Annotated in this window: 23 protein-coding genes and 1 rRNA gene; 1 reads left to right on the top strand and 23 read right to left on the bottom strand. The window is 35.8% G+C overall.

Translation table 11 applies throughout. The annotated features are described in order from the left end of the window. Positions 1-51: 51 nt before the first annotated feature. The 11 genes from ACK3CR_RS26740 to metG form a co-directional block, all read right to left on the bottom strand. Positions 52-426 (bottom strand): RidA family protein, encoded by a 375-nt coding sequence (locus tag ACK3CR_RS26740; protein WP_040059949.1) that lies wholly within the window; start codon positions 424-426, stop codon positions 52-54. A gap of 21 nt (positions 427-447) precedes the next feature. Beyond that, entirely contained in the window at positions 448-1,272 is an 825-nt protein-coding gene (gene purR, locus ACK3CR_RS26745; protein ID WP_019395126.1) for a pur operon repressor, read from the bottom strand. A 55-nt stretch (positions 1,273-1,327) separates the two neighbouring features. Beyond that, positions 1,328-2,194 carry a 4-(cytidine 5'-diphospho)-2-C-methyl-D-erythritol kinase gene (gene ispE, locus ACK3CR_RS26750; protein ID WP_019395127.1) on the bottom strand — a complete coding sequence of 289 codons (867 nt, stop codon included), beginning with the start codon at positions 2,192-2,194 and terminating at the stop codon, positions 1,328-1,330. A 142-nt stretch (positions 2,195-2,336) separates the two neighbouring features. Further along, complete coding sequence (locus ACK3CR_RS26755) at positions 2,337-2,510, bottom strand: small, acid-soluble spore protein, alpha/beta type (RefSeq protein WP_019395128.1); 174 nt, start codon at positions 2,508-2,510, stop codon at positions 2,337-2,339. Positions 2,511-2,622: 112 nt separating this feature from the next. Next, positions 2,623-2,880: a biofilm formation stimulator Veg gene (gene veg, locus ACK3CR_RS26760; protein WP_019395129.1), complete on the bottom strand. Its 258-nt coding sequence runs from the start codon at positions 2,878-2,880 to the stop codon at positions 2,623-2,625. Positions 2,881-3,062: 182 nt separating this feature from the next. Then, entirely contained in the window at positions 3,063-3,926 is an 864-nt protein-coding gene (gene yabG / locus ACK3CR_RS26765) for a sporulation peptidase YabG (RefSeq protein ID WP_488976355.1), read from the bottom strand. 103 nt (positions 3,927-4,029) lie between these two features. Continuing rightward, positions 4,030-4,905 (bottom strand): 16S rRNA (adenine(1518)-N(6)/adenine(1519)-N(6))-dimethyltransferase RsmA, encoded by an 876-nt coding sequence (gene rsmA / locus ACK3CR_RS26770; protein WP_243516017.1) that lies wholly within the window; start codon positions 4,903-4,905, stop codon positions 4,030-4,032. 1 nt (position 4,906) lies between these two features. After that, positions 4,907-5,461, bottom strand: coding sequence for a ribonuclease M5 (gene rnmV, locus ACK3CR_RS26775; protein ID WP_243516019.1), 555 nt, complete (start codon positions 5,459-5,461; stop codon positions 4,907-4,909). Between the two features lie 122 nt (positions 5,462-5,583). Next, positions 5,584-6,798, bottom strand: coding sequence for a ubiquitin-like domain-containing protein (locus ACK3CR_RS26780; protein WP_328123922.1), 1,215 nt, complete (start codon positions 6,796-6,798; stop codon positions 5,584-5,586). 222 nt (positions 6,799-7,020) lie between these two features. Then, entirely contained in the window at positions 7,021-7,791 is a 771-nt protein-coding gene (locus tag ACK3CR_RS26785; RefSeq protein ID WP_328123921.1) for a TatD family hydrolase, read from the bottom strand. 98 nt (positions 7,792-7,889) lie between these two features. Further along, complete coding sequence (gene metG / locus ACK3CR_RS26790; RefSeq protein WP_328123920.1) at positions 7,890-9,854, bottom strand: methionine--tRNA ligase; 1,965 nt, start codon at positions 9,852-9,854, stop codon at positions 7,890-7,892. 647 nt (positions 9,855-10,501) lie between these two features. Here metG and abrB point away from each other — a divergent pair. Beyond that, positions 10,502-10,786 (top strand): transition state genes transcriptional regulator AbrB, encoded by a 285-nt coding sequence (gene abrB / locus ACK3CR_RS26795; protein ID WP_019395137.1) that lies wholly within the window; start codon positions 10,502-10,504, stop codon positions 10,784-10,786. A 27-nt stretch (positions 10,787-10,813) separates the two neighbouring features. Here abrB and rsmI read toward each other — a convergent pair whose 3' ends face one another. The 12 genes from rsmI to rrf all read right to left on the bottom strand — a co-directional run. Then, positions 10,814-11,686, bottom strand: a complete 873-nt coding sequence (gene rsmI / locus ACK3CR_RS26800; RefSeq protein WP_243521016.1) for a 16S rRNA (cytidine(1402)-2'-O)-methyltransferase — start codon at positions 11,684-11,686, stop codon at positions 10,814-10,816. After that, complete coding sequence (locus ACK3CR_RS26805) at positions 11,686-11,943, bottom strand: GIY-YIG nuclease family protein (RefSeq protein WP_328123919.1); 258 nt, start codon at positions 11,941-11,943, stop codon at positions 11,686-11,688. The genes rsmI and ACK3CR_RS26805 overlap by 1 nt, the downstream gene beginning before the upstream one ends. Beyond that, positions 11,936-12,676 (bottom strand): tRNA1(Val) (adenine(37)-N6)-methyltransferase, encoded by a 741-nt coding sequence (locus tag ACK3CR_RS26810; protein ID WP_243516031.1) that lies wholly within the window; start codon positions 12,674-12,676, stop codon positions 11,936-11,938. Before ACK3CR_RS26810 ends, ACK3CR_RS26805 begins: the two co-directional genes overlap by 8 nt. 58 nt (positions 12,677-12,734) lie before the next feature. Next, positions 12,735-13,079, bottom strand: a complete 345-nt coding sequence (yabA, locus tag ACK3CR_RS26815; RefSeq protein WP_019395141.1) for a DNA replication initiation control protein YabA — start codon at positions 13,077-13,079, stop codon at positions 12,735-12,737. A gap of 11 nt (positions 13,080-13,090) precedes the next feature. Further along, on the bottom strand, positions 13,091-13,921 hold the full coding sequence (locus ACK3CR_RS26820; RefSeq protein WP_019395142.1) for a PSP1 domain-containing protein: 831 nt from the start codon (positions 13,919-13,921) through the stop codon (positions 13,091-13,093). A gap of 4 nt (positions 13,922-13,925) precedes the next feature. Continuing rightward, a complete protein-coding gene (holB, locus tag ACK3CR_RS26825; protein ID WP_243521018.1) occupies positions 13,926-14,918 on the bottom strand; it encodes a DNA polymerase III subunit delta' in 993 nt (330 codons plus the stop codon). A 16-nt stretch (positions 14,919-14,934) separates the two neighbouring features. Next, on the bottom strand, positions 14,935-15,375 hold the full coding sequence (locus tag ACK3CR_RS26830) for a YaaR family protein (RefSeq protein WP_243516034.1): 441 nt from the start codon (positions 15,373-15,375) through the stop codon (positions 14,935-14,937). Between the two features lie 15 nt (positions 15,376-15,390). Further along, positions 15,391-15,720 (bottom strand): cyclic di-AMP receptor DarA, encoded by a 330-nt coding sequence (locus tag ACK3CR_RS26835; RefSeq protein WP_124052828.1) that lies wholly within the window; start codon positions 15,718-15,720, stop codon positions 15,391-15,393. Between the two features lie 85 nt (positions 15,721-15,805). Continuing rightward, positions 15,806-16,435 (bottom strand): dTMP kinase, encoded by a 630-nt coding sequence (gene tmk / locus ACK3CR_RS26840; protein ID WP_243516036.1) that lies wholly within the window; start codon positions 16,433-16,435, stop codon positions 15,806-15,808. After that, positions 16,432-17,883 carry an aminotransferase class I/II-fold pyridoxal phosphate-dependent enzyme gene (locus ACK3CR_RS26845; RefSeq protein ID WP_243516045.1) on the bottom strand — a complete coding sequence of 484 codons (1,452 nt, stop codon included), beginning with the start codon at positions 17,881-17,883 and terminating at the stop codon, positions 16,432-16,434. Before ACK3CR_RS26845 ends, tmk begins: the two co-directional genes overlap by 4 nt. 114 nt (positions 17,884-17,997) lie before the next feature. Continuing rightward, complete coding sequence (locus tag ACK3CR_RS26850) at positions 17,998-18,189, bottom strand: sigma factor G inhibitor Gin (protein WP_113754014.1); 192 nt, start codon at positions 18,187-18,189, stop codon at positions 17,998-18,000. A gap of 220 nt (positions 18,190-18,409) precedes the next feature. Further along, a 5S ribosomal RNA gene (gene rrf / locus ACK3CR_RS26855) occupies positions 18,410-18,496 on the bottom strand; the annotation flags it as partial.

An 18,496-nucleotide genomic window follows, 5' to 3' on the forward strand; every position in this document is an offset into this window, starting at 1 on the left:
CAAAAAAAGCTCCCCACAAATTACAATTTGTGGGGAGCTTTTTTTGCTTTCTTACTTTACAAGAGCAATAACTTCAATTTCAATTCCTACTCCTTTAGGAAGGTTCGCAACTTCTACACAAGAACGAGCTGGTTTATGTTCAGCAAAGTAACGGCCATACACTTCATTTACAGCTTGAAAGTCATTGATATCATCTAGAAAGACCATTGTTTTAACAACTGTATCAAATGAAGCTCCTGCTTCTTCTAGAATCGCTTGAAGATTTGCAAAGACTTGTTCTGTTTGCTCTTCAATACTTCCTTCAACAAGTGTTCCATCTGCTCTTAATGGAATTTGTCCTGAGCTATAAAGCATATTATTTACAATAATTCCTTGTGAATATGGTCCAATTGCTTGTGGTGCTTGATCTGTTTGTATGTAGCGCATACATTTTCCCCCTCAGGTTTCTTATGAATAATATTGAAAGTAATTGCCTTCTGTTACTCTTACTTGTTTTCCTCTTGTATCAACATCACAAAGTTTCACAAGAGAAATATATTCATCAACAAGACGTTCCTCAATGTCTTCTGATTCGACAAGAACGCCAATGCCTTCAACTGTAGCCTGAAATTCTTCAAGCAAGCTTATCATTCCATTTACAGTCCCGCCTGCTTTCATAAAATCATCAATAATAAGAACGCGAGACCCAATGCTTAAGCTTCTTTTAGCAAGCAGCATTGTTTGAATGCGCTTAGAAGATCCTGAAACATAATTAATGCTCACTGTTGAACCTTCTGTTACTTTACTATCCTTACGTACAATTACAACAGGTACGTTTAAATATTGAGCAACAGCATATGCAAGCGGAATTCCTTTTGTAGCTACTGTCATTACAACATCGATATCTCGATTCGCAAAAGTCGAAGCAAACAAACGTCCAATTTTGTTTACAACTTTTGGGTTACCTAAGATATCTGTTAAATATAAGTAGCCACCAGGAAGTAAACGTTCAGGGCTTTCAATCATTTCGCACAAATCATCAACAAAAGCTTTCGCTTCTTCTTTTGATGTTTTTGGAATGAATTTCACGCCTCCTGCAGCTCCTGGAAGCGTAATCAATGTTCCGATGCCTTGCTGTTCAAAAGTTTGTTTGACAATAACCATGTCTTCACTAATAGATGATTTTGCTGATTTATACTTATCGGCAAAGTATGTTAATGGAATAAGCCGTCTTGGATGCTGAAGAAAATAATGAGTCATATCAATAAGTCGTCCACTGCGTCTAAACTTCATCTCTTCCTCCTAAAATCCGTATGTTTTAAAGTAAATATAACACTATGATACGGTTTTAATCAACTACTCTTTCTCCTATGATGCGTACAGCGTACACTTTATCGCAAAAACCTTTCAACCCGTTGTACACACGTTGCATACGAGAATCATATTGAACAAGACCAAAAACAGTGGGACCACTTCCGCTCATTAAAACAGCATCTGCGCCAAACTTAATCATCTGTTCTTTAATCTGAGATACTTCTGGATAAAGATTTAATGTTACAGTTTCCAATACATTTCCAACAAGGTTACACATTTTATCGTAATCTTTCTCTTTTAATGCATCAACCATTCCATGTACATCAGGATGCTCGATGTTTTTCAGATTCAAGTTACGGTAAACTTCTGCGGTTGAAACCCCAAGTTCAGGTTTTGCTAATACTACCCAACACTTTGGAGGATGATCAATATGTTGAATCACTTCTCCACGACCTGTTGCAAGAGCTGTTCCTCCGTATACGCAAAATGAAACATCAGAACCAATCTCTGCTCCAATTTCAGCTAACTGATCTACTGACAAACCTAAATTCCATAAACGGTTTAGTCCTTTTAAAGTAGCGGCTGCATCACTGCTTCCTCCAGCTAATCCTGCTGCAACAGGGATAATTTTTGTGATTGTAATCGTTACCCCTCTTGAAACTTTGAAGCGCTCTTTCAATAGTTGCGCTGCCTGATAAGCCAAATTCCGCTGATCATCTGGTACATATCGATTGTGAGAAGAAACATATATTTTTCCATCATATCTATCTTCAAGCTCAATTCGATCTGAAAGATCAATTGTAGTCATAATCATTTCTACTTCGTGAAACCCATCAGGACGTTTGCCTAATACATCTAATGATAAATTTATTTTTGCTGGTGCTTTCATTGAAAGCTTCATTCTCTTCACCTACTCCACGTACTACAAGTTTAAGGCTATTTTATCATAAATTATACAATTTGAATGTCTTTAATTCGACAAATTCGTGCCTACACAAAAAAGCCAAAGCGTATCGCTTTGACTTTTTCTCTTTCTTTCCAATTTATACTTGTTTATTGAGCCCTGCTTTTGCAATCTCGACTGCTCTTTTCACAATGTTTCCTGCATCCTTCGAAGTTATGGCTCCATACCCTTGTTCTTTCACAGTATCATAGAACCCAAGTTCTTTTGCTATTTCCTCTTTTGCTTTATTCGAAAGTATTGGTCTTCTAGCCATACTAACCCTCCTTCAAAACTACACTCATAGACATCAAAGGGATGTCTTATTTTAGTATGTACAAGAAGAACAAAATAAAAAGCAGCAAACAAAAGTTTACTGCCCGCTTATGCTATGCTAAACCGTTAGCTGGATCTTCAAAGAACTTTAGTTGAACCGTATCCGTTAAAATATCTGTGTAGCTATAAGACACTCGCTCAAGAGAGTTTTCAGCCTGGTCTAGCTCTACGATAAAAACAGACGGATATGTTTCTGTTAAAACCCCAGAACGTTCAATGGTTTTTCTTCTTCCACCATTTGCTTTTAAAGTAAGGCGCTTTCCCAATTGCAAATCCAATGTTTGCTTAATCTCTGCCAAAGTTTTTCCCATGCTATCCACCTCGCTGACTTCATTATAGCACGTATTGTGCAATGAGTCAAATTTAAAATTATAACAATTGTACATAGATATTGTCAATATGTATTTCGCCTATATCCTATCAAAATTATTATTTTCTATTTTTCAAAATTTATGTACAAAAAAAGTCCCCTAGGCATGCAGCCTGAGAGGACTTATTCTTCTAAGATATTATAAGGCATACCAGTACGAAGAAGACCTTTTGTTTCTATCCCGCCTATTCCTTTTTCCCCTGTCAACGTATTGCGTAATACATCCCATACCCGAATGCGCTCAGTAAAGGGTGTAAAGCTAATTTTAGCCACAATATACACAGGATCTAGAGCATGAATGTTCACTCGAGAGGGAGAACTTGCAAAATTTGCTCCAACTCCAATAAGGGACTCAAAGTGTGATTGACAAGCTCCTGCAAAGATAACAAGCTGATCTAAATTAGGAACTCTTCTGCGCACTGCATGCACTGTCTCCACAAAATGTTTTGAGTGTCTATAGGCCTCAATTTCCCCTTTTTTCCCCTTTGATTTAGAATAAGCATCATGCCCTGTAATAACAAGGATATCAGGACGTATTTCGTCAATTAAAGCAGGGACTTTTTGAGGCATTTCCTTCTCCAAGCAATGCACTCCATAAACAGGAATGTTAAGCTTTTCATAAAAAGTTAAACACTTTTGTAAGTAGCTAGCATCTCCGTCGACGTGAAGTACTTTGCCTGGAAGTTGAAAAAAACGTTTTTCTTCCTCATACCCATTTGTTGCTTCATATTCATTTTGCTCTCGTGTTAGTTCATAATCTTGTTTAATAAGGGAAAAAGAGCGCTGGATGCGCTGCTCTTCTTTGGACTTTCTATCCATATACTCTTGCTTCTGAACTGCTTCTAGGTCATCAAGTGGAGCATCTGCCACTAGCCTCACTTCTTCTCCATATAAAACAGCAATTCCTCCCTGAATATCAATTACTCTAAATAGTACATCTCTGTTATAAGAAGATCTTGCAACGATATCACCAACATTAATATTCATGTTATTCACTCCGTCACAGCCTCAAAGTCGATTTGTTATAACAAACTTATCTAACCATAGAGTATGAACATGAGTGGAAAAGGTGATTGCCTACTCGTTATTTTTATCCAATCGTGCGTTTTAACGTATTACTTAAAAGAGCAAACTCTTCAATTGTCAATGTTTCTCCTCGACGCTTTGGATCAATATTTGTAGATTGAAGAGCCCCTTCAATTTCTTTTTTATATTTCTTTCCGTCTTCTAAATTATTTGTTAAATTATTCAATATTGTTTTACGACGTTGTCCAAAACAAGCACGAACGACCGTAAAGAAATAAGCTGAATCATCAAGTTCAACAGGTGGAGTCTTACGCATTTTTAAGCGAATAACAGATGAATCAACGTTTGGTTGCGGGTTAAATACCGTTTTTGGCACTGTCATAACTGTTTCAGGTTCAGAATAGTATTGAATAGCTACTGAAAGAGATCCATAACTTTTTGTACCAGGTTTAGCCGAAATGCGGTCTCCGACTTCTTTTTGAAGCATAACAACAATACCTTCAAGCGGAAGCTCTTCTTCTAATAGTTTCATCAAAATAGGAGTTGTCACATAGTAAGGAAGGTTTGCTACAACCATAATATCTTCTATTCCTGCAAACTGTTCTTCTAATACACTTTTGAGATCTGCCTTTAGAACATCTTGGTTCAAGACTTCCACGTTATCATAAGGAGCTAATGTTTCATCTAGAATAGGAAGCAAACGTTGATCAATTTCAAAGGCTACAACCTTCTGCGCAGTCCTTGCCAAATGCTCTGTTAATGCTCCAATTCCCGGTCCAATCTCAATTGCACCTTTTTTATCATCAAGCTCTGCATAACGAACAATACTTGTTAAAATATTAGGATCTATAAGAAAATTTTGACCTAAACTTTTTTTAAATGTGAATCCGTATTTTTTTAATATTTCATTTGTTCTCGATGGGGTTGCGATATCTTTCATCTTACTTTTCCTCCTCTAGCACACGTACCATTGCTTCTTTGAATTGTTCTTTTGTAATTTGAAACATGAGAAGTCGTTTATGCAGCTGTTTTCCATTTGCATAGCCAATCTTCAGAAACTGTCCTAGTATTTCTCTTCTTTTTTTTGCTGTACTGCCACCAATCAAACCTGCAATCATAAGATCTTGATGTGTAATCTCTTCCTCAATATCAATAAATTCTTCATACACATTTTGAAGAGCAACACGAATATCTTTTCTAGAAGCATGTTCAACACCAAGACCTCTTCCTTTCTTCGGCTTTGCTTGCTGTTTTGGTAAAAAGGCATGCTTACATCCTTTAACATGTTCACTAATAATTTTACGTATCCGTTCTCCTGGATAATCAGGATCTGTGAATACGATAACACCTCTTGTTTCTTGAGCAAGTTTAATTTTTGCAATGGTAGCTTTATTAATAGCGGAACCATTAGTCTCAATTGTATCTGCTTCAACAGCTTGTTGTACAGCCGTAGTATCATCTCTTCCTTCAACAACAATAATTTCTTTAATTTTCATTTTTTCCTCCATATGGTGAAACTTTCCTAAAACTGTTTCGTCTTATATATTAGAACATACATTATTTTAACCTAAAAAAGACAGAGGAGAAAAATCCCCTCTGTATCTTTCAACTATTAATATTAGTTTACAACTCGGACGGTTATATTTCGACGACCCCATTTATAGGCCTGTGATTTATCAGCAAAAAACACATCAATTCGGTGACCTTTAATAGCTCCACCTGTGTCTGCAGCTGTTGCATATCCATAACCTTCTACATATACCTTACTTCCAAGTGGGATAACGTTTGGATCAACAGCAATAACTTTTGCATTTGGGTTTGCTTTTAAATTCATGCCGTTTGCTGTTGTACCTGAACACCCATTACATGAAGCTGTATATGCTGTTGCTGAAACCGTAATTTCTTTTCCAGACTGTCCTTTTGAAGACACATTTACGACACCAGCTGTCTGGGAAACTGGTTTATCAACTTTTGCACCAACAGCAATAACACGGTCCTGTTTCTCTTTTAAAGGCTCTTCTGTTAATAGCTCTTTCGAAACATTTTGACCGTTTTCTTTCGTAATCTCATATTCCTTCTTTACAACCCCATCTTGTCCTTCTTTAAGAACCTTCTCTTGCCCTTTAGGCAGCATTGGGTCTTCTTTTTTCACAACAGCATGATTCACTGGTTCTTCCACTACATCGGTGACTTTTTCAATATCTGTATACGTTACATTCATACCTGGTTCGACTTTAGTAGATAAACTTGGATTCACTTGATCCATATCGTCCTTTTGTATTTTATGATGGGCTAAAAAGTCAGCGACCGTAGTCGAAGTTGACCACACTTTCTTTGTTTCTCCTTTATAGTTGAAAGTGAATTGAAAGGCTTTGTTGATTTGAACTTGGTCGTTTTTTTCAATACTTTTCTTAAGGCTAGGACTTACTTGGTCATGTTCGTTCAACTTTATTCCTTCTCGTTTTAATAATCCTTCTACTGTATCCGCTGTTGTCCATACCTTTTCCTTCTTGTCATCAATAGTCAACTGTATGGGGCGAGATGGTATCCAAGATACGTTCATCCCTTCCTTAAGATGTGTTGATAATTTATGTGATAGATAATCTTGATCCTTGACTTTGATATGTTGTTCTTCCAGCAATTCTTCTACTGTATCGGCATTTGTCCTTAATTTCTCTTTTTTGCCGTCTGCGCTGAAAGAAACAGAAGTTTGGCTCGCCTTAAAACCGGCGAATCCTACTAAACATAAAAAGGCTGCGACACTCACTGCAATCGTCAAAAACCTTTTGTTTAGAGTAGGATTAGGTAACAGCTTTTTCATACTTCTTAACACGATGAAAAACGCCTCCTTCTCTCGCGAAGATTATATAGAGTCCTCTACAACTTGTCAACCCTCCACTAACCATGCTAAGGATATAGTATATTATGTCTAAAAGGCTAGTGGAATGGAAGAACAACTTGTCGACAAGGTTATCCTATGAGAAGAAGGAGACGAGTAGAACCCTTTTTAAACATTGAGTTTACGGACAGCTCTGTTTAAGAAGGGGTAAAAAATTTATCGATTTATGCCGAATAATTTTTGGGCATTCTCTGTTGTTTTTTCTGTTAGCTCTTGGTAACTAATACCTCTTAATTCAGCAATTTGTTCAGCTACAAGTGTAACGTAACTCGGTTCATTTCGCTTTCCACGATTTGGGTGTGGAGCAAGATAAGGACAATCTGTTTCGATTAATAATCGATCAAGTGGGATCTCTGCTGCAACTTCTTTCGGTTTTTTTGCATTTTTAAATGTAACCGGTCCACCAAATGAGATATGCATGTTCATATCTATACACTGTTTAGCTGTTTCAAGGCTTCCACTGAAGCAGTGCATAATCCCGCCAACTTCTTCAACTTTCTCTTCTTTTAAAATCTCGACCACATCTTCTGTTGCTTCACGATTATGAATGATGATAGGAAGATTTACTTTACGAGCTAAACGAACCTGACGACGAAAAACTTCTTTTTGCACATCTTTTGGCGACTTATCCCAATGATAATCTAATCCCATTTCTCCGATTGCTACAACTTTTGGATGTGCTGCTAGCTCTTCAATCCATTCTAAATCTTCGTCTTTCATATCAATTGCATCAACAGGATGCCAACCAACACTTGCATATAGGAAATCATATTTTTCTACAAGCTCCATTGCTTTTGTAATTGTTGGACGGTCAAATCCAACAACAACCATTTGCTTAACATCTACTTCAAGAGCTCGATTAATCACTTCTTCTAAGTCTTCATCAAATTGATTTGCATTTAAGTGAACATGTGTATCAAATAACAAAATTAACACCTCTTCTATCTTTTTCGTTTCACATGAAACTACGTCTATTTTAAAGTAAAAAAGGAGCCTCTTCAAAAATTGAAGAGGCTGATTCATCTTTACTTCACACGGGCACCATTTTCTAGTGTTTGATCAACAGAAGCTAGAGACAATATGCCGTTTTCTTCTCCTGCTAAAATCATACCTTGTGAAAGTTCTCCGCGAAGTTTAACAGGTTTTAAGTTAGTTACACAAATAACTTTTTTCCCTACCAAATCTTCAGGTTTATAAAACTTTGCAATACCTGACACAACTTGACGCTGTTCATAGCCAAGATCAAGTTGAATTTTTAGTAGCTTGTCTGCTTTTTTAACAGGTTCTGCTTTTAGAACTTGAGCAACACGAAGATCCACTTTCATAAAATCATCAATTGTGATTTCTGGGCTCTCCTGCTTTTCTTCTGTCTTGTCTTTCTTCTCTTCCTTTGGAGCTGGAGCGCTGCCCTGCATTTGCTCTTTAATATAAGCTACCTCAGCTTCCACATCTAAACGTGGGAAAAGAGGCTGCCCTTTTTTCACCACTTTTACACCTGGTGGGATTGTTCCAAATTGTTGAAGGCTTTCCCATGCTTGAAGTTTCTCATCTTCAAGTCCAAGCTGAGCAAAAATGCCTTTCGGTGCTTGAGTTAAGAAAGGTTGTAAAAGAATCGCCATATGACGAATAGATTCTGCCAAATGAGCCATAACAGATGCAAGATTCGTTTTATCCTCTTCTTTTGCAAGAACCCATGGCTGTGTTTCATCAATATACTTATTCGTACGGCTTACAAATTGCCATAGAGCGGTTAGAGCAACAGAGAACTCCATTTTTTCCATTGCTTCTTCATATTTTGTAACCGTTTGTTTTTGGAATGCAGAAAGAGTTTCATCAAATTCTGTTACAGGTCCACTGTAAGCCGGGATTTCACCATCAAAATACTTGTTAATCATCGCAATTGTACGATTCACAAGATTTCCTAAGTCGTTTGCTAAATCAAAGTTTGTACGCTCAACAAATCCCTCTGGTGTAAAGACTCCATCAGAACCAAATGGAACTTCACGTAATAGATAATAGCGTAATGCATCTAATCCATAGCGATCAATAAGAGTAACAGGATCAACAACATTTCCTTTTGATTTTGACATCTTTCCATCTTTCATTAATAACCAACCATGTGCAAATACTTTGTTTGGCAATGGTAAATCTAATGCCATTAACATAATTGGCCAATAAATAGTATGGAAACGTACAATTTCTTTTCCAACAAGATGAACGTTTGCTGGCCAATATTTTTGGTATTTTGTATCATCATCTGTTCCATAGCCAAGTGCTGTAATATAGTTTGATAGAGCATCAATCCATACGTACACAACATGCTTAGGATTATTTGGAACTTTAATTCCCCACTCAAAGCTTGTACGAGAAACCGCTAAATCTTCAAGACCTGGTTTAATAAAGTTATTGATCATTTCATTTTTACGAGATTCTGGTTGAATGAACGTTGGATTTTCTTCATAAAATTGTAGTAAACGATCTGCATATTTACTCATTTTAAAGAAATAAGATTCTTCTCGAACCTTCTCTACTGGACGGCCACAATCTGGACATTTTCCATCCTCAAGCTGACGATCTGTAAAGAATGATTCACAAGGAGTACAGTACCATCCTTCATATTCATCTAAATAGATGTCTCCTTGTTTTACAAGTTGATCAAAAATCTTTTCAACAACAACTTTATGGCGTTCTTCTGTTGTACGGATAAAGTCATTATATGAAATATCCAATTTACTCCAAAGAGATTTAATACCAGATACAATATTGTCTACATACTCAATAGGAGTAATCCCTTGCTCTTCTGCTTTACGCTGAATTTTTTGTCCATGCTCATCTGTTCCTGTAAGATAATATACGTCAAACCCCTTTAAACGTTTATAGCGAGCCATCGCATCCCCAGCTACTGTCGTATAAGCATGTCCAATATGCAGGTTACCACTTGGATAATAGATAGGGGTCGTAATGTAAAAACTTTGTTTCTGCTCTGTCATATGTCGCCAAACCTCCATTAATTTCTTTATCAATATAATGTCGAATGTATTTATGAGCCGTCTTGATACGAGTGTTATATCATAGAAAAAGTAAAAGCGCACACATAAAGCTCTTTCTCTACGCTTTTTTCCTTTGCCGGCATTGAGAAAGTTTTCTCACTTTTATATGAATGAAATAAATTTCTTCTATATACTATATTACTATTTTCTCAATGCTTTTTAAAAGGGGTATCTTCAATAGAATTAAGCTAGCTTTCTTTATAAGAGATAGTCCCTTATCATCCTCTCCTACTTTCTTTAAAGATACACCTCTCCTTTCATTTTGTTTTAAGGGTAATTTTAAAAAATCAACTTTGTCGTTTTATGTCGAAATATGCATATTCCTTGTCAAACTTTGCTTAATTCAATAAAATATAATTAAAGTAAATATTAGGCTTATTTTAAACAATTTTAAACCTTATAAGGTACTTTATCCCTTTAAATATCCTATTTTTGCTGAAATTAGCTTTTTTTAAATAAATTAGCTCAATTTCGAAATAAATTATTGACTGCTTTTGGAAATCCTGATATGATAAATCAGAGAAGAAAATGTCGAATATTGACGAAATTATATAGAGAAAGCTTATTCATGGGAGGAGAAACTAATTATGAAATCTACAGGTATTGTTCGTAAAGTTGATGAATTGGGTCGTGTGGTAATTCCAATCGAATTACGTCGTACACTTGGTATTGCTGAAAAGGATGCTCTTGAAATTTATGTGGATGAGGACCGCATTATCCTTAAAAAGTACAAACCAAACATGACTTGCCAAGTAACAGGTGAAGTTTCTGACGATAACATGCAAATTGCTAACGGTCGTCTAATCTTAAGCCGTGAAGGTGCAGAACAAATTATTAAAGAAATTCAAGATAACTTAGAGTCTTCAAAATAAAAAAAAGAGAGGAATTCCTCTCTTTTTTTATTTTATATGATAGTCTTGATAAACTTCTCTTTTGGATATTCCCCGATCTTTTGCAACACTTTTTAGTGCTTCCTTATTTGATTGACCTTTATGTATATAATGATCAACATGTTCAATTATCGATAGAGAAACCCACCAGACTTCCTCGTCATCTTTTATAACTCCTTGATTCCCTTCAACTATAACGCAAAATTCCCCGCGTACTTCTCCATTATTACACCAATCAATTAGCTCTTCTAGTGAACCTCTAATAAACTCTTCAAATTTCTTCGTAAGCTCTCGGGAAATAACGGCTTTGCGGTTTCCCATGCCATCATGAATAGCTAGAAGCATTTCTTTTAATCTATGTGGAGCTTCATAAAAAATAAGAGTTCTTCTTTCTTTATTGAGCTCTTCTATAATTTCCTTACGGTGTTTCTTTTGACGAGGTAAAAATCCGTAAAACATAAAATGCTCTGTATTTAAGCCGGAAGCAATAAGAGACGTTAGAGCTGCATTTGCACCTGGTAATGGGATAACGGCAATTTCTTCTTGTAAAGCTAGTTCAACAAGATCAACTCCAGGGTCTGAGATACACGGCATACCTGCATCGCTTACAAGAGCGACTGTTTTACCTTGCAGCAAATCATCAATGATTTCTTTTCCTTTTTGCTGTTTATTATGTTCATGGTAGCTTATAATGCTCTTCTCAATCTCAAAATGGTTGCAGAGCTTCCTCGTTTGTCTCGTATCTTCTGCTGCAATGTAATCTGCTTCTTTTAATGAACGAATAGCACGAAATGTCATATCTTCTAGATTTCCAATTGGAGTTGGAACTAAATATAATGACCCTTTTTCACTATTTTGCTGATAGCTTTTTTGTTGCCACATCATTCATTCTTCCTTTCTTCTAAAAACCGTTCTTTTTCTCTTCTTGTTAGTTTTTTGAAAGCATATTCTGCTTTCATTGCCTCACTTTTTGTTTCAAATGCTTCTTTGTACAATAAAATAACAGGACGGCGGGCACGAGTATACTTTGCACCTTTACCTTCATTATGCACTGTTAATCGTCTTTCCATGTTATTTGTATATCCACCATAAAAACTCTTATCCCGACATTCTAAAACATAGAAAAAATGCTCATCCATAAAGAATTTTGTTTAATTCCTTCGTATATTCATTTTTTTCATTGTACACAAATAGAGGCGGTAAGATTTTTAAGTCAGGCTTTCCATCTTTTATTCCTTCTACAAGGAGGGTATTCGCTTCTTTCCCTTCCTTTGGATAAACAAATTGAATTCTTTTTGGTTCCAAACGATACTCTCTCATTAAGGTAATAATATCTAATAAACGTCCTGGTCTATGAACAAGCGCTACTTTTCCCCCTTGTTTTACAAGGGCACTACTCGCTTTTATAACATCTTCTAAATCACATAAAATCTCGTGTCTTGCAATAGCATAATGTTCATTTTTATTTCTTTCTTCCTTTTGAGGAGTTGGAAAATATGGGGGATTGCATGTTACAACATCATATTTTCCTGTTCCAAGCATTGCTGGCATCTCTTTTAAGTCACCTAAAATAAAAGAGATTTGCTTTTGTAGCTCATTATATTTATTACTTCTATTAGCCATATCATAGAGTCGCTCCTGAATTTCAACTCCAGTAATTGATGCTTTAGAACGTGTTGATAAAAGAAAAGGAATAACTCCATTTCCCGTACATAAATCGATAATATTTCCTTTTTGAATTGGCACATATGTGAATTTAGCCAACAAAACGGCATCTAAAGAAAAGGAGAAGACGGTTGGACTTTGAATAATACGCAAACGCTCTTCTCCTAATAAGTAATCCAAACGCTCATCATGTTTTAAATTGACCATTATCATTTCCCTTTCTTGCTTTTAAAGCCGTATAAAAGGGTGCCCTTAGGCACCCCTTTTACTTTTTATTTAGAAAAGATAAGCAAAAAAGACAATCTTCTTTCCGAACACTTCCGTAGTGAACATTGCAAATATGAAAACCTTCTTGATACAAACGAGCTAAATTATCATATCCTTCACCAATATCAATTTGTTTTTGTACATTTTCTTTTGGTTTTTTGGATTTTAATTTGGTTTCCGTTCTTTCAAGTCTCTCTCGTAGATGTTTATTCTCTAACGTCATGTGGTGGTTTTCTTCAATGAGTTCAGCAAGATGTTCTTTTAAGCTTCCTAGTTGTTTTGACAGATATCCAATCTGCTCTTCCATACCCATTACAGAATCTAATATCTCTTTCTTATCCAAACCTATACACCTCATTGATCAGTGGCTTGAATGGAAATAGCCCCTTCATGCATAATTTCATCTAACGTATATTCCACAACTCGCTCTCGGTCAGAGAGTTCTACTTGTAAAATACGTTCTAGTAAGTTCAGCCCAACAACGCGCCCTTTTCCATTTGGCGTATTAATAGACTCTCCTACATCAGGTAATTCTTCTTTTGCACTCTCATACTCATCGTTCTCATATTTTAAGCAGCACATCAAACGGCCACATAACCCTGAAATTTTTGTAGGATTTAAAGATAAACTTTGGTCTTTTGCCATCTTAATAGATACAGGCTCAAAGTCTCCTAAAAATGTAGAACAACAAAGCATGCGACCACAAGGTCCGATACCACCTAAAAGCTTGGCTTCATCCCTTACACCAATCTGGCGAAGTTCAATCCGCGTTCTAAAAATAGAAGCTAAGTCTTTAACTAATTCACGGAAATCAATGCGTCCGTCCGCAGTAAAATAAAAAATTACTTTATTTCGATCAAACGTATACTCAACGTCTACAAGTTTCATTTCAAGTTTATGATAAGCAATTTTCTCTACGCATATCTCATAAGCTTTCTTTGTTGCTTGTCGGTTTTCTTCTACGCTCAATTTATCTTTTACATTAGCAATTCGAATCACTTTCTTCAGTGGAAGAACAATATCATCCTCTTCAACTTTTTTGCTGCCAATGACTACTTTTCCGAACTCGACCCCTCGAACAGTTTCAACGATAACATATTCCCCATTATCAACCTTAAGCTCTCCTGGATCAAAATAATATATTTTTCCCGCTTTCTTAAAGCGAACACCTACTACTTCATACAAGCTCCTATCCCTCCTGTAATTCCAACACCAGCTCCTCTATTAATAGCTGTGGATTCATATTGGAGCTTAGCTTCTGCTTAGCTTTTAGCACAGCTTCCAAACGTTGAACACTTTTTCTTTGTGTTGTTTGCAAAGCCTGCTTCTTAAGTTGTTCTCTATAACCTATAAAAGCGATAGTCTGTTCATTATCAGCCTGTAACTGCACTAAATCTCTATACAATAGTAAAAGGAGATGCAAGCCTTTCTCATACTGCTCTTTATCCTTGAAATGGGAAATCCACTGCTCCTGGATAAAAAACAGAGCTTGCTCTGGTCTTGTTACTAATGTTTCATTTAATTTTATCACTAACTTTCGTGCAAGTCCAAACCATTCATCTTCATTTAACTGTAAAGCTTCTTCAAGGCTATTTGTTAAGTGAGATAATAACTGCGCAGTAGAAGGAGAGACGCTATGTTCAACAAGGGTATCAACTAAAACCTGTGGAGTAAGTGGTTGAAATGAAAGTACTTGGCATCTTGACACAATTGTATCAAGTAACTGATGAATCTGCTCAGTTAATAAGATAGCATATGTGTCTGCATGCGGTTCTTCTAAAAATTTCAATAAGCTGTTTGCTGCGTTTGGCGTCATCTTGTTAACATGTTCGATAATATAGAGCTTCTTTCTTGACTCTACACCCGTCCTCTGAAACTCTGCTTGTAAATATTGAATTTGCTCTTTTTTAATAGACTGACCTTCAGGAGAAATGAAATGAACGTCAGGGTGATTCTGTGATTCAATCCGTCTACAATTTGAACAAGTAGAACAAGGTTTAGCTCCATCCCTATTTGTACAAAACAAACTTTTAGCCATTTGAAAGCTTACATCTTTCTTTCCTGTGCCCCGTCCGCCTTCAAATAAGTATGCATGTGAGACACGTTCCTTATTTAAACTGTTCTCAATCATTTTCATCACTTTTGGTTGAATATTTTCAAGTTCTCTCCAGTTTTTCACGATTCTCACTCACTTCAAATTACATATATAAATTAATTAAAAGGCCTTTAATTTCACCTAACTTTTTTAGTAAAGAGATTGAGTCTGCTTGTTGATTTGTTATAGCCTTAGTAAGCTCCATTAACTTTTCATCAATCTCTTCAACCGTTATTAGTTTTTGGGTCTGTCCATCATAACTAAAACTTCTAGAATCCTTAAGATCCAATCCAAATTCTACAGCTTCCTTAATAAAACGCCTTATAAGCATCTTATATTTAGCCATTTCCCTTAATGTTTGAGAGCGAGCAAGGCGCTGTCCTTGGTCTTCAATTCCTGCCATAAGCTGCTGTAGCTGTTGTAGCTGTAGTTTATTTGCCTGTTTCCCAACGAGATCCTGAAATTTTAGCGGGGAAGACGTGACCTTCTGACTTTGTTGTCTATCTTGCTCAATATATAATGGAGCATCTTGATTAATTTTCATTTTTATCCCTTCATTTTAGAACTGATGAAAAGCTTCAACTGGTAATACAAAGACTGTTGCACCACCAACTTCTACTTCTACAGGATATGGAATATAAGAATCTACGTTACCACCCATAGGTGAAAGTGGAGAAACGAATTTCTTGCGGTTTTGGCAGTTATTCTTAATTACCTCTAAAAGCTCATCAATACGATCATCATCTGTACCAATCATAAGCGTTGTATTTCCAGATTTCAAGAAACCCCCTGAACTCGAAAGCTTTGTAGAACGAAAATTATTTTCTACGAGCGCATCTAAAAATTTTGTGCTGTCTGTATCCTGAACCACTACTATAACAAGTTTCATTTTACATACTCCCTTTCCATAAGGTTATATAGTTCTCATATTTCCCTTTATTATATCAAGAAATTTTCTCTAATGACGAAATGTTTCAGAGTTTATACTTCCTTTGCAAATGATAAAGTACATCTTCAAAAACTTCAGAAACTGTTCGATTTGCATCAATCTTTATGATTCTTTCTGGAAATTTCTCTTTAAGAATTAGATAACCTTCTCTAACTTTCCTATGAAAACTTAATGTTTCTAGATCAAGACGATTTACCTCTCGATCTTTATTTTGATTTATTCTTTCTAATCCGGCTTCAACATCAAGGTCTAAGTAAAATGTAATATCAGGCATATAGCCATCAACTGCAAAAGAATTAATGGAAAAAATATCTTCTAGGCCAATTTCTCTTGCGTAACCTTGATAAGCTAAAGAACTATCAATAAACCTGTCACATATAACATACTTTCCCTCTTTTAAAGAAGGTATAACCTTTTCAACTAAATGTTGACGTCTTGCTGCGGCATAAAGAAGAGCTTCTGTTCTGCCATCCATTGTTGTATGCTCTTTGTCTAGAATGATACTTCTAATCTTTTCGGAGATTTCAATCCCTCCAGGTTCTCTTGTAAAAATAGCTGGAATACTGCGACTTTCTAATTCTTGCTGTAGCTTATTTATAATAGTAGTTTTCCCTGCTCCTTCAGGTCCTTCAAAGGTAATAAAACGTTCTGTCATACTTTCTCGTCCTCTCGTACAAAAATCTCAATTTCACTTTCAGGCTTTTGTATTCCTTGAATATGTACATTTTCACTTATTAATTTTTTCAAGTAAGAAATCCCCTCTTCCCCTAACTTCTCTCCCTCCATGAAAAGAGGAATCCCTGGTGGATAAGGAATAATATTTCTAGCTGTTACTTTTCCTTTTGCCTCATCTATATGAATCTTTCTTCTTTTCAAGGTTTTCCCTTCTTGATATGTCACATCTAGAGGATGTACATTTTTTCTAAAGTTATGTAAGAAGAAACTTGAAACTGCCTGTTCCTGACATTGAGACACTTGTTGTGTAGCAATCTCTTTAAGGCTATGGATCAATTTTTCATCATAAAAATTTGTTGTTAACGGCAAAATAAGTAGTACGCTCTTTTCATTTGCCAACTCACTATATATACCTCGCTGTTCTAATAAAGCTTGAAGGACATAACCTGATAATCCATCAAGACTTATAGAAAGCTTTAGGGGATCATGACTAATATTAACATAATCAGGCTTTAGAACAGTTATACCATCTATACAAGCTATTTCTTCTCTAAATTTCTTTAATGAATGAAGAATATAATCTTCTTTCCCTAATAAAGAGGCTAGATAAAAGCGAGCTAAATCTAAAGAAGCCATAATAGGATATGAAGGGCTACTTGATTGAAGTATTGATAAAAAATAGGAAAGTTCCTCCTTATCAATAAGGTCACCTTGAGCATGTAAGTATGATCCCATTGTCATTGCTGGTAATGTTTTATGAGCTGATTGAATTACTATATCTGCTCCTAAACCGACAGATGAGATTGGAAAGCCATCTAAAATAAAATGAGCTCCGTGTGCTTCATCTACGATAACTGGTATCTTCTTAGCATGCGCATGTTTAATAATGGAACAAAGATTATTAGAAACACCGTAATAGCTTGGATTTGTAAGTACTATAGCTTTAACGTTTGGATAGTTCTCAATAGCATCCTTTATATCATTTTCTGTTATTCCTAGTGAAAATCCAGTTTGAGAATCAATCTCTGGAGTTAAAAATAAAGGGTGAGCTCCTGTTAACTTCAAAGCATTTAAAATAGATTTATGAGAATCACGTTGAACGAGAATCTGATCACCGTCCTTGCACACTGACATAATTGAAGCAAGATTACCAACCGTTGAACCGTTAACCAAAAAGAAGGTTTGCTCTACTTTATATAGCTCTTTGGCTAATTCCTGTGCTTCTTTAATCACGCCTTCAGGAGCATGAAGGTCATCAAGACCTGTTACTTCTGTTGCGTCTATTTTCAATAAATCTTGAAAAAGTGATTTTCCGAGAAGAGGAAAGACCTCTCCATTTTTATGGCCTGGAACATGATAAGAAGAAGGTTCTGTTCTCATATGATCTACTAATTTAGAATATAATGGAGTGTTTGATTGAGATGTCATTTTTATCAATTCCTTTTTATCTCTCTTAACCAATAGTAGCAAATAAAAAGAACTTGTGAAACAATAGAATAACGATAAAAAAAAGACTGCTTCTTTATTAAAGTAAGAAGCAGACTATAATTCAACTTTAGATGTATTCATTCGCTTTAGTTTTTTCACATAGTAATCATACATTACTTCATTTGTTTCTGTATCCACAATTTCTTTCTCACAATCTCTACATAGGAAAGAAAATAATATCCTAATGCCTTCTTCTCTATATTCCTCACATACCATACATTGTTCTTTTTGATGATTCGCCTTCATTTATTTCTCCCTCCTCTTACTAATACAGTATAACCAGCACTTTAGAGAATATACACATTAAGAGAGTTTAAGATAACTAGATTATAGGCTGAAATACTAATTAGCGTATTATATGAAGAGTACATTCTTCTAGTGCATGGTCCATAAATGAAGACAACCTATCTTTTTTTGTAAATACATAAAAAGGCTGATCTATTATAGATCAGCCTTTTTATATGGTGCCTGGCAACGTCCTACTCTCACAGGGACAAAGTCCCAACTACCATCGGCGTTCAAGAGCTTAACTTCTGTGTTCGGCATGGGAACA

The sequence above is a fragment of the Priestia sp. TRM10 genome (assembly GCF_057808375.1).